Source organism: Escherichia sp. TW09308, from assembly GCF_000208565.1.
Lineage (GTDB): Bacteria > Pseudomonadota > Gammaproteobacteria > Enterobacterales > Enterobacteriaceae > Escherichia > Escherichia marmotae.
The window spans coordinates 1,157,539-1,170,272 of record NZ_AEME01000001.1 but is presented as its reverse complement, the minus strand read 5'-3'; the positions used below and the strand labels follow the sequence as shown (position 1 = coordinate 1,170,272).

Annotated in this window: 8 protein-coding genes; 7 read left to right on the top strand and 1 reads right to left on the bottom strand. The window is 49.8% G+C overall.

All coding sequences use genetic code 11. From position 1 onward, the window contains the following. Nucleotides 1-188 precede the first annotated feature (188 nt). Together rcsD and rcsB are read left to right on the top strand one after the other, a co-directional pair. Entirely contained in the window at nt 189-2,861 is a 2,673-nt protein-coding gene (gene rcsD, locus ESM_RS0105690) for a phosphotransferase RcsD (protein ID WP_001249161.1), read from the top strand. A 16-nt stretch (nt 2,862-2,877) separates the two neighbouring features. Continuing rightward, entirely contained in the window at nt 2,878-3,528 is a 651-nt protein-coding gene (gene rcsB, locus ESM_RS0105685) for a response regulator transcription factor RcsB (protein WP_001516743.1), read from the top strand. Nucleotides 3,529-3,663: 135 nt separating this feature from the next. Here the strand turns inward: rcsB and rcsC are convergent, their stop codons facing one another. Beyond that, complete coding sequence (rcsC, locus tag ESM_RS0105680) at nt 3,664-6,516, bottom strand: two-component system sensor histidine kinase RcsC (RefSeq protein WP_000876092.1); 2,853 nt, start codon at nt 6,514-6,516, stop codon at nt 3,664-3,666. A 166-nt stretch (nt 6,517-6,682) separates the two neighbouring features. On the opposite strand from rcsC, the gene atoS reads away from it, so the two are divergent. From atoS to ESM_RS0105655, 5 genes are all read left to right on the top strand, one after another. After that, nucleotides 6,683-8,509 (top strand): two-component system sensor histidine kinase AtoS, encoded by a 1,827-nt coding sequence (gene atoS / locus ESM_RS0105675; protein WP_001516745.1) that lies wholly within the window; start codon nt 6,683-6,685, stop codon nt 8,507-8,509. Next, entirely contained in the window at nt 8,506-9,891 is a 1,386-nt protein-coding gene (atoC, locus tag ESM_RS0105670) for an acetoacetate metabolism transcriptional regulator AtoC (RefSeq protein ID WP_000125306.1), read from the top strand. The genes atoS and atoC overlap by 4 nt, the downstream gene beginning before the upstream one ends. Before the next feature lie 195 nt (nt 9,892-10,086). Beyond that, nucleotides 10,087-10,749: an acetate CoA-transferase subunit alpha gene (atoD, locus tag ESM_RS0105665; protein ID WP_000850523.1), complete on the top strand. Its 663-nt coding sequence runs from the start codon at nt 10,087-10,089 to the stop codon at nt 10,747-10,749. After that, entirely contained in the window at nt 10,749-11,399 is a 651-nt protein-coding gene (atoA, locus tag ESM_RS0105660; RefSeq protein WP_000339068.1) for an acetate CoA-transferase subunit beta, read from the top strand. Before atoD ends, atoA begins: the two co-directional genes overlap by 1 nt. After that, on the top strand, nt 11,396-12,718 hold the full coding sequence (locus tag ESM_RS0105655) for a TIGR00366 family protein (RefSeq protein WP_000580268.1): 1,323 nt from the start codon (nt 11,396-11,398) through the stop codon (nt 12,716-12,718). Before atoA ends, ESM_RS0105655 begins: the two co-directional genes overlap by 4 nt. Nucleotides 12,719-12,734 lie beyond the last annotated feature (16 nt).

Genomic DNA, 12,734 nt, shown 5'->3' with positions numbered 1-12,734 from the left:
TTAACTTTGTTCTTTTTGCAGATTATTTGTACAAAAAATGCCGCATGTACATCTCTTTCCCATCGTGCAAAAGGATAAATATCATTGGGGAAGAGAGAACCATCTATCTGGTAATAGTCTGGAATTTCGCTCTATACCCTTTATACTGCCCTATCACTTCGAGAAGTTTTAACAGGTCATAAACACGAATGCGTCAGAAAGAGACAACGGCCACGACCCGCTTTTCACTCCTACCGGGGAGCATTACCCGCTTCTTTTTACTGTTGATCATTGTGTTACTTGTGACGATGGGAGTGATGGTACAAAGCGCTGTCAACACCTGGCTAAAAGATAAAAGCTACCAGATTGTCGACATTACCCATGCTATACAAAAGCGTGTCGATACCTGGCGTTACGTGACCTGGCAGATCTACGACAACATCGCTGCGACGACTTCGTCTTCCACCAGTGAAGGTTTGCAAGAGACGCGTCTGAAACAGGATGTCTATTATCTGGAAAAACCACGCCGCAAAACAGAAGCCCTGATCTTTGGTTCTCACGACAATTCAACGCTTGAGATGACCCAACGAATGTCTACTTATCTGGACACATTATGGGGCGCAGAAAATGTACCGTGGTCGATGTATTATCTGAACGGCCAGGATAACAGCCTGGTGTTGATCTCTACTCTGCCATTAAAAGATCTCACTTCTGGTTTCAAAGAGTCGACCGTCAGTGACATTGTCGACTCACGTCGCGCGGAGATGCTGCAACAGGCCAACGCACTGGATGAACGCGAAAGTTTTTCTAATCTGCGTCGTCTTGCCTGGCAGAACGGCCATTACTTTACCTTGCGTACCACCTTTAACCAGCCAGGACATCTGGCGACGGTGGTTGCATTTGATCTGCCTATTAATGACCTGATCCCGCCGGGGATGCCGCTGGATAGCTTCCGTCTTGAGCCAGAAGCGGGCGCAACGGGTAACAATAATAATGAGAAAGAAACCGCAGACAGCGTCAGCATTAACTTCAACAGTTCTAAAATTGAAATCTCTTCGGCGCTCAACTCCACCGATATGCGATTGGTCTGGCAGGTTCCTTACGGCACTTTACTGCTGGATACATTGCAAAACATTCTGCTGCCACTGCTACTGAACATCGGTTTGCTGGCGCTGGCGCTTTTTGGTTATACCACCTTTCGCCATTTCTCCGGCCGCACCACGGAAAGAGCCCCCAGTACTGCAGTGAATAACGAACTGCGTATTTTGCGGGCAATAAATGAAGAGATTGTGTCACTCCTACCGCTCGGCCTGCTGGTTCACGATCAGGAATCGAATCGCACAGTAATAAGCAATAAGATTGCCGACCATCTGCTACCGCATTTGAATCTGCAAAATATCACCACTATGGCAGAGCAACATCAGGGAATCATTCAGGCGACTGTTAATAACGAACTGTATGAGATTCGCATGTTCCGCAGCCAGGTAGCGCCGCGTACACAAATCTTCATTATTCGCGATCAGGATCGCGAAGTGCTGGTAAACAAGAAACTCAAGCAGGCACAGCGTCTGTATGAGAAAAATCAGCAGGGCCGGATGGCTTTTATGCAAAACATTGGTAACGCACTGAAGGAGCCAGCCCGGGGGCTTGCAGAAAGCGCAGCAAAACTTAACTCGCCGGAAAGCAAACAACTGGCGAATCAGGCGGACGTATTAGTACGACTGGTTGATGAAATTCAGTTAGCGAACATGCTGGCGGACGATAGCTGGAAGAGCGAGACTGCGCTTTTCTCCGTGCAGGATTTAATTGATGAAGTGGTGCCTTCTGTATTGCCTGCGATCAAACGCAAAGGTCTGCAACTACTGATTAACAATCATCTGAAAGCACATGACGTGCGCCGTGGCGATCGTGATGCCTTACGCCATATTTTGCTGCTGCTGATGCAATATGCCGTCACCTCAACGCAACTGGGGAAAATTACCCTCGAGGTTGATCAGGATGAATCCTCCGAAGAACGTCTGACTTTCCGTATTCTGGACACCGGAGATGGTGTAAGTATTCATGAAATGGATAATTTACATTTCCCGTTCATCAACCAGACCCAGAGCGATCGCTATGGTAAGGCAGACCCGCTGGCATTCTGGTTGAGTGATCAACTGGCGCGCAAACTGGGCGGTCATTTAAACATCAAAACACGGGACGGCCTTGGTACACGCTACTCCGTGCATATCAAAATGCTCCCGACAGATCCGGACGTTGAAGAGGAAGAGGAACGTTTACTGGATGATGTCACCGTGATGGTGGATGTAACTTCTACAGAAATTCGGAATATTGTCACTCGCCAGTTAGAAAATTGGGGTGCAACCTGTATCACACCCGATGAAAGATTAATTAGTCAGGATTATGATATCTTTTTAACGGATAATCCGTCTAATCTTACTGCCTCTGGCTTGCTTTTAAGCGATGATGAGTCTGGCGTACGGGAAATTGGGCCTGGTCAATTGTGCGTCAATTTCAATATGAGCAATGCTATGCAGGAAGCAGTCTTACAATTAATTGAAGTGCAACTGGCGCAGGAAGAGGTGACAGAATCGCCTATGGGTGGAGATGAAAATGCGCAACTCCATGCCAGCGGCTATTATGCGCTCTTTGTAGACACAGTACCGGATGATGTTAAGAGGCTATATACTGAAGCAGCAACCAGTGACTTTGCTGCATTAGCCCAAACGGCTCATCGTCTTAAAGGCGTATTTGCCATGCTAAATCTGGTACCCGGCAAGCAGTTATGTGAAACGCTGGAACATCTTATTCGTGAGAAGGATGTTCCAGGAACAGAAAAATACATCAGCGACATTGACAGCTATGTCAAGAGCTTGCTGTAGCAAGGTAGCCTATTACATGAACAATATGAACGTAATTATTGCCGATGACCATCCGATAGTACTGTTCGGTATTCGAAAATCACTTGAACAAATTGAGTGGGTGAATGTTGTCGGCGAATTTGAAGATTCCACAGCACTGATCAACAATCTGCCGAAACTGGACGCGCACGTGTTGATTACCGATCTCTCCATGCCTGGAGATAAATACGGTGACGGGATCACCTTGATCAAATACATCAAGCGCCATTTCCCAAGCCTGTCGATCATTGTTCTGACCATGAACAACAACCCGGCAATTCTTAGTGCTGTACTGGACCTGGATATCGAAGGGATCGTACTGAAGCAAGGCGCGCCTACGGATCTGCCGAAAGCCCTCGCCGCGTTGCAAAAAGGCAAGAAATTTACCCCAGAAAGCGTTTCTCGTTTGCTGGAGAAAATCAGTGCCAGTGGTTACGGCGACAAGCGTCTCTCGCCTAAAGAGAGTGAAGTACTGCGCCTGTTTGCAGAAGGTTTCCTGGTTACCGAGATTGCCAAAAAGCTCAACCGCAGCATCAAGACCATTAGCAGCCAGAAGAAATCCGCGATGATGAAGCTGGGCGTCGAGAACGATATCGCCCTGCTGAACTATCTTTCTTCTGTTACCTTAAGTCCGGCGGATAAAGAGTAATTTAGCCAGCCAACAGGTCGGATGCGGTGTAAACACCTTATCCGGCCTACAAATCCCAATATTTCAATAGATTGCACAAACGCAGGCCTGATACGACGTGCCAGCGTCGCATCAGACATTTACACCGACCGCACCCTACGATGATTTCCGCGCTTTCCTGACTCTTTCGGCATACATCGTCAGCGTCTGTTTTATGACATCCAGCGTCACCGGCTTCGACAGACAACTATCCATCCCGGACTCCAGGCATCGCTGCTTCTCTTCGGCCAACGCATTGGCTGTCACCCCGATTACCGGCAATGTTAGCCCCAATTGGCGAATACGCTGCGTTAACCGGTAACCATCCATATTCGGCATGTTAACGTCACTAAGCACGATATCAATGTGATTCTTGCTAAGAACATTAAGCGCATCGATACCATCATTTGCGGTCTTACACTGATAACCCAACGATCCGAGCTGATCGGCCAATAAGCGACGGTTAATAGGATGATCATCAACCACCAGAATCATCATGTCGTCGTTGCTGGTAGACTCTTTGTCCGCCAGCGGCAGAACGTTGCCAGGATCATCATTTTCCATCTCAACCCGATAGATACGCGCCAGTAGCACAGGCAGTTCATGCGACGAAGCAACGCTATGCTCCCATTCACCGGGCGCTCTTTCCAGCGGAATGCCAATATGTCGGCGGCAGAAAGTCACCACCGCTCTGCCCTGCCATTTTTCACTCAGCGGCTCATCAGTAATCAACACATCCTCAGGTGACGGTTCCTGACCTTCATATGTTGTAACGACTACACCACTGCGCTGCAAACTGGTTTCGATAAATTGGCATAGCGACGCATTGCGTACCGCCAACCAACAGCGTTTACCCGTTAACCCTTCAACGCCTTTTTTATGTGGATATTGTGCGCCGTACAGTGGAATACGCACGGTAAACTGGCTTCCCATACCAGGTTCAGACTCCACCGAGATGTCACCGTCCATCATGCTGATCAATTTTTCACAAATCGCCAGCCCCAGACCGGTTCCCTGGAAGTTACGCTGAACGCCTGTCCCCACCTGGAAGAAGGGATCAAACAGCCGCACCACTTCTTTCGCCGGGATACCCACGCCGGTATCGCGAACGCGAATAGAAAGATAATCACCATCGGCACGGACATGCAGAACAATGCAGCCTGTATCGGTAAATTTTATGGCGTTACTCAACAGGTTGGAGATGACCTGCTGTAAACGCATCGGATCACCGTTTAAGGTTACCGGCACATCCGGTTCAATAAAGCAGTACAAACCAAGCTGTTTACGCACCACCAGCGGCAAATAGTTGGCGGTGATATGGTTCATCACTTCACGCGGTGAAAACTCACGCGGTTCTATCTTCAACTGTTCCGATTCAATCTTCGAAAAATCGAGAATGTCGCTGATAATTTTCAACAGCAGACTGGAAGAGTTGTTCATTGCCGTCACCAGACGGTCAACGCCTTTCGGTAACTCTTTAGTTTGCAATAGATCCAGGTTACCGATAATGCCGTACAGTGGTGTACGCAGCTCGTGGCTGACGGTAGCAAGGAACATCGATTTCGATTGGCTCGCCTGTTCTGCTGCCTGCGCCATCTCTTGCAGCGACTCTTCCATCTTCACACGTGAAGAAACATCGACAAGTACGCAAATCGCCACGTTTTCATTACGATAGCGCGAATGGACGAAACTGATTTGCAGATTGGTATTGTTGCTGGTCAGGACATCGACAAAATTGACCTGTTGACCGCAAATAATTTGCGTCAGCCGCTGGCGATCCTCATGCGTAAGCATATTGAGATAGGTATGCGCCAGTTCGTTACTCAAAATATTGACGCCATCAGCGGTACGCAAAATGCAGATCCCGACCGGCGCGGAGGCGACAATCTTGCGATTAAACTGCTCATGCTCCTCCAGACGCTGGGCGTCGCTTTCCGCCGGAATGAAAATACGCCGCTCATACATCCGCGCGAGGGTAAACAACGCCGCCCCGGTGATCACATTGAGCAAAATCGCGTTGAGGATCAGCATACGTATGCGTTCCAGCACCTGATCAACGGGCACCGAGTAAACAATGCTTAACGATGACGGCGGCAGATTTTTCTTCAGCACCAGCTCATGGAAACCTGGTGTATAACCGAACCAGGAGCGTTCCTGCATCCAACGCGGTTCAGCTTTGATTTTACTTTCCGGTCCGGTCAACGAAATCAGGGTATGACCATTCTCATCAAGGATGGTGACTCCCATCGGTAATGTACCCGGTAAAAAGAAGTTCTCCATCCGAATGGTTTGTTCAACGCCCAACAAGGCCTGCAAACGGTTCGCCAGATAAACCGGCGTCAGCGCGTAGAAATACCCGATGCCAGGGCGCGGGCCTTCGCTGATCCAATAGAGGTTGCTGCCACTGTCATCCTGCGGCGCATTACGATACTTATTGATGCGCTCATGCAGAGCTTTCAAGGCGGTATCGCGTTCAACAGGCATATCACGCAAACCAAAGTTTGCCATGCAGAGGTTATCGCTGCCGATCAAAAATACGCGGTTGAGATCGTAAGCTGCAGAGAAATTATCGCGCCAGTAGCGCATAAACCATGCCAGCGACTCCAGAGATCCCCGCCAGGTGTTACTCATCGCGGAACAGTCAGAATCGGCAAACAGCGGTTCGAACTCGGGCACATCCGTTTGCGTTTCCCGCCCACGCGGGGAAAGTACGCCGTTTTCTGCAGACAAGCGATTTTCGGCAATGTACTTCAGCTCTTTCATCACATCAGAAGTGCGTTGGATAAACCGCTGAGCCTGATCGGAGCTCAGGTTAAATTCCTGACGAATCTCAGATTCTCGCTGATGCAGAGCATTGACGATGTAAAACACTGATGAGAAAGCAATCAACAGCCAGAGCAATAACGCCAATGCTCTGAACATATAGCGCGAAACTTTCAGGGTTGTACGAAAAGAAGCAAGGTATTTCAAAGGGGCGAAGCTCCGCCTCAGGTGACCGATGGAGTGTGGTTAAGGTAGCGGTAAAAACGTGCCACCGCAATGTTCTGTCATCCCGGTAATATGATACACCGCCGAGAAATCATCACCTTAACCCCCGATAATCGTCATATACCGGACAAGATTGGTGGATTTCAGCATGAATTATATGAAGTGGATTTATCCACGCCGCTTACGCAATCAAATGATCCTGATGGCAATCCTGATGGTCATTGTCCCAACGCTTACTATTGGTTATATCGTAGAAACGGAAGGACGTTCAGCAGTCTTATCTGAAAAAGAGAAAAAACTTTCTGCCGTGGTCAATCTGCTTAATCAGGCGCTAGGCGATCGCTACGATCTCTACAACAACTTACCGCGTGAAGAGCGTATCCGCGCATTGAACGCAGAACTTGCTCCCATTACCGAAAATATCACTCACGCCTTCCCTGGGATAGGTGCTGGTTATTACAACAAGACGCTGGATGCGATAATCACCTACGCGCCTTCAGCGCTATATCAGAATAATGTGGGCGTTACTATCGCCGCGGATCACCCTGGTCGCGAAGTAATGCGTACAAATACACCTTTAGTTTATTCAGGCAGGCAAGTTCGCGGCGATATTCTGAATTCAATGATTCCCATTGAACGTAATGGTGAAGTCCTCGGTTATATCTGGGCCAATGAATTAACCGAAGATATTCAACGCCAGGCCTGGAAAATGGATGTGAGGATTATCATTGTGCTCACCGCCGGTTTGCTGATTAGCCTGCTGTTGATTGTGCTCTTCTCCCGTCGCCTGAGCGCCAATATAGATATCATCACCGATGGCCTCTCGACTCTGGCGCAAAATATTCCTACCCGATTACCACAATTGCCCGGTGAAATGGGGCAAATCAGCCAGAGTGTTAACAACCTCGCCCAGGCACTGCGTGAAACGCGGACACTTAACGATCTGATTATTGAAAACGCTGCCGATGGCGTCATTGCCATTGACCGCCAGGGGGATGTAACCACCATGAACCCCGCAGCAGAAATCATCACTGGCTATCAACGTCATGAACTGGTAGGGCAGCCTTACGCCATGTTGTTCGACAATACTCAGTTCTACAGTCCTGTACTGGATACGCTGGAACATGGCACCGAACACGTGGCACTGGAAATCAGTTTTCCAGGCCGTGACCGCACCATTGAACTCAGTGTCACTACCAGTCGTATTCATAACACGCATGGTGAAATGATAGGTGCTTTGGTGATTTTCTCTGATTTAACTGCCCGAAAAGAAACCCAACGCCGCATGGCGCAAGCTGAACGCCTCGCCACCCTGGGTGAACTGATGGCAGGCGTGGCGCATGAAGTACGTAATCCGCTGACGGCTATCCGTGGTTATGTGCAGATCCTACGCCAACAAACCAGTGACCTAATACATCAGGAATATCTGTCCGTTGTGCTCAAAGAAATCGACTCAATTAACAAAGTCATTCAGCAATTGCTCGATTTTTCACGCCCACGCCACAGTCAATGGCAACAAGTCAGCCTTAATGCATTGATTGAAGAAACTCTGGTACTGGTGCAAACAGCCGGAGTACAAGCGCGGGTCGACTTCATAAGCGAACTGGATGATGAATTAAGCCCGATTAGCGCCGATCGTGAACTGCTCAAACAGGTACTACTGAATATCCTGATCAATGCCGTCCAGGCTATCAGTGCACGAGGGAAAATTCGCATTCGAACCTGGCAGTACAGTGACTCACAACAGGCCATTTCGATAGAAGACAACGGCTGTGGCATTGATCTCTCGCTGCAAAAAAAGATCTTCGATCCCTTTTTCACCACCAAAGCCTCAGGAACAGGGCTTGGTCTGGCGTTAAGTCAGCGCATCATTAACGCCCATCAGGGGGATATTCGCGTGGCCAGTTTGCCGGGCTGCGGCGCAACCTTCACCCTTATTTTACCGATCAACCCGCAGGGAAATCAGACCGTATGACCGCTATTAATCGCATCCTTATTGTTGATGATGAAGATAATGTTCGCCGTATGTTGAGCACCGCTTTTGCACTACAAGGATACGAAACACATTGTGCGAACAACGGACGCACAGCATTACAACTGTTTGCCGATATTCACCCTGACGTGGTGCTGATGGATATCCGCATGCCAGAGATGGACGGCATCAAGGCACTAAAGGAGATGCGCAGCCGTGAAACCCGAACCCCCGTTATTCTGATGACGGCCTATGCTGAAGTGGAAACCGCCGTCGAAGCACTACGTTGCGGTGCCTTCGACTATGTTATCAAACCGTTTGATCTCGATGAGTTGAATTTAATCGTTCAGCGAGCTTTACAACTCCAGTCAATGAAAAAAGAGATCCGCCATCTGCACCAGGCACTGAGCACTAGTTGGCAATGGGGGCACATTCTCACCAACAGCCCGGCGATGATGGACATCTGCAAAGACACCGCCAAAATTGCCCTTTCTCAGGCCAGCGTCTTGATTAGCGGTGAAAGTGGCACCGGAAAAGAATTGATTGCCAGAGCGATTCACTACAATTCGCGGCGGGCAAAGGGGCCATTTATTAAAGTCAACTGCGCGGCGCTACCGGAATCGTTGCTCGAAAGTGAACTGTTTGGTCATGAAAAAGGCGCATTTACTGGTGCACAATCCTTGCGTCAGGGATTATTTGAACGCGCCAACGAAGGTACTCTGCTCCTCGACGAAATTGGCGAAATGCCGCTGGTACTGCAAGCCAAATTACTACGCATTCTTCAGGAACGGGAATTTGAACGGATAGGCGGCCATCAAACCATAAAAGTTGATATCCGCATCATTGCTGCCACCAACCGCGACTTGCAGGCAATGGTTAAAGAAGGCACTTTCCGTGAAGATCTCTTTTATCGCCTTAACGTTATTCATTTAATACTGCCACCTCTGCGCGATCGTCGGGAAGATATTTCCCTGTTAGCTAATCACTTTTTGCAAAAATTCAGTAGTGAGAATCAGCGCGATATTATCGATATCGATCCGATGGCAATGTCACTGCTTACAGCCTGGTCATGGCCGGGAAATATTCGTGAGCTTTCCAACGTCATTGAACGCGCCGTCGTAATGAATTCAGGCCCGATCATTTTTTCTGAGGATCTTCCGCCGCAGATTCGTCAGCCTGTCTGTAGCGCTGGTGAGGCCAAAACAGCCCCTGCCGGTGAGCGTAATTTAAAAGAGGAAATTAAACGCGTCGAAAAACGCATCATTATGGAAGTTCTGGAACAACAGGACGGCAACCGAACCCGCACGGCTTTAATGCTGGGCATCAGTCGCCGTGCATTGATGTATAAACTTCAGGAATACGGTATCGATCCGGCGGATGTATAACACCAAAACTTGCTATGCAGGAATTTGCACAGTGCGCAAATTTCTGCATAGCCGAACATTCACCTTCGTCATCCCCTTCTAATTTACCCTTTATTATTCAACCAGTTAAAAAACAACAGCAAATATTCTCATTCTGGCACTCCCCTTGCTATTCCCTGATTGTACCCACAACGGTGTATGCAAGAGGGATAAATAATGAAAACAAAATTGATGACATTACAAGACGCCTCCGGCTTCTTTCGTGACGGCATGACCATCATGGTGGGCGGATTTATGGGGATTGGCACTCCATCCCGCCTGGTTGAAGCATTACTGGAATCAGGCGTTCGCGACCTGACATTGATAGCCAATGATACCGCGTTTGTTGATACCGGCATCGGCCCGCTCATCGTCAATGGTCGTGTCCGCAAAGTGATTGCTTCACATATCGGCACCAACCCGGAAACAGGTCGGCGCATGATATCTGGTGAAATGGACGTCGTTCTGGTGCCACAAGGTACGCTAATCGAGCAAATTCGCTGTGGTGGTGCCGGACTTGGTGGCTTTCTCACTCCAACCGGTGTCGGAACCGTCGTAGAGGAAGGCAAACAGACGCTGACACTCGACGGCAAAACCTGGTTACTTGAGCGTCCACTGCGCGCCGACCTGGCGCTAATTCGCGCTCATCGTTGCGACACACTTGGCAACCTGACCTATCAACTTAGCGCCCGCAACTTTAACCCCCTGATTGCCCTTGCGGCTGATATCACGCTGGTAGAGCCAGATGAACTGGTCGAAACCGGAGAGTTGCAACCTGACCATATTGTCACCCCTGGTGCCGTTATCGACCACATCATCGTTTCACAGGAGAGCAAATAATGGATGCGAAACAACGTATTGCGCGCCGTGTGGCGCAAGAGCTTCGTGATGGTGACATCGTGAATCTGGGCATTGGTCTGCCGACGATGGTCGCCAACTATTTGCCAGAAGGCATTCATATCACTCTGCAATCGGAAAACGGTTTTTTGGGGCTAGGCCCGGTGACAACGGCACACCCTGATCTGGTGAACGCTGGCGGACAGCCATGCGGTGTTTTGCCTGGAGCAGCCATGTTTGACAGCGCCATGTCATTTGCACTGATCCGCGGCGGCCATATTGATGCCTGCGTGCTCGGTGGTTTACAGGTAGACGAAGAAGCCAACCTCGCGAACTGGGTAGTGCCTGGGAAAATGGTGCCCGGTATGGGTGGAGCGATGGATCTGGTGACCGGGTCGCGCAAAGTGATCATTGCCATGGAACATTGCGCCAAAGATGGTTCACCAAAAATCTTGCGCCGCTGCACCATGCCGCTCACTGCGCAACACGCGGTGCATATGCTGGTAACAGAACTGGCAGTCTTTCGTTTCGTTGACGGCAAAATGTGGCTCACCGAAATTGCCGACGGATGTGATTTAGCCACCGTGCGTGCCAAAACCGAAGCTCATTTTGAAGTAGCCACCGATCTGAATACGCAACGGGGTGATTTATGATTGGTCGCATCTCGCGTTTTATGACGCGTTTTGTCAGCCGGTGGCTTCCCGATCCCCTGATCTTTGCCATGTTGCTGACGTTGCTAACATTCGTGATCGCGCTTTGGTTAACACCACAAACGCCGATCAACATGGTGAAAATGTGGGGTGACGGTTTCTGGAACTTGCTGGCGTTCGGTATGCAGATGGCGCTTATCATCGTTACCGGTCATGCCCTTGCCAGCTCCGCTCCGGTGAAAAGCTTGCTGCGTACTGCCGCCTCCGCTGCAAAGACGCCCGTACAGGGCGTCATGCTGGTCACTTTCTTTGGCTCAGTCGCTTGTGTCATCAACTGGGGATTTGGTCTGGTTGTTGGCGCAATGTTCGCCCGTGAAGTCGCCCGGCGAGTACCCGGTTCTGATTATCCGTTGCTCATTGCCTGCGCCTACATTGGTTTTCTCACCTGGGGCGGCGGCTTCTCTGGCTCAATGCCTCTGTTGGCTGCCACACCGGGCAACCCGGTTGAGCATATCGCCGGGCTTATCCCGGTGGGCGATACTCTGTTCAGTGGTTTTAACATTTTCATCACTGTGGCATTGATTGTGGTGATGCCGTTTATCACCCGCATGATGATGCCAAAACCGTCAGACGTGGTGAGTATCGATCCGAAACTACTCCAGGAAGAGGCTGATTTTCAGAAGCAGCTACCGAAAGATGCCCCACCATCCGAGCGACTGGAGGAAAGTCGCATCCTGACGTTGATCATTGGTGCACTCGGTATCGCTTACCTGGCGATGTACTTCATCGAACATGGTTTCAACATCACCATAAATACCGTCAATCTGATGTTTATGATTGCGGGCCTGCTACTGCATAAAACACCAATGGCTTATATGCGTGCTATCAGTGCGGCAGCACGCAGTACCGCCGGTATTCTGGTGCAATTCCCCTTCTACGCCGGGATCCAGTTAATGATGGAACACTCAGGCCTCGGCGGACTCATTACCGAATTTTTCATCAATGTCGCCAATAAGGACACCTTCCCGGTAATGACCTTCTTTAGCTCTGCGCTGATCAACTTCGCCGTACCTTCTGGCGGTGGTCACTGGGTTATTCAGGGGCCATTTGTGATACCCGCAGCCCAGGCACTGGGCGCAGATCTGGGTAAATCCGTAATGGCGATCGCCTACGGCGAGCAATGGATGAACATGGCCCAACCGTTCTGGGCGCTGCCAGCACTGGCAATCGCCGGACTCGGTGTCCGCGACATCATGGGCTATTGCATCACTGCCCTGCTCTTCTCCGGCGTCATTTTCGTCATTGGTTTAACGCTGTTCTGACGGCAACTCTACAGAC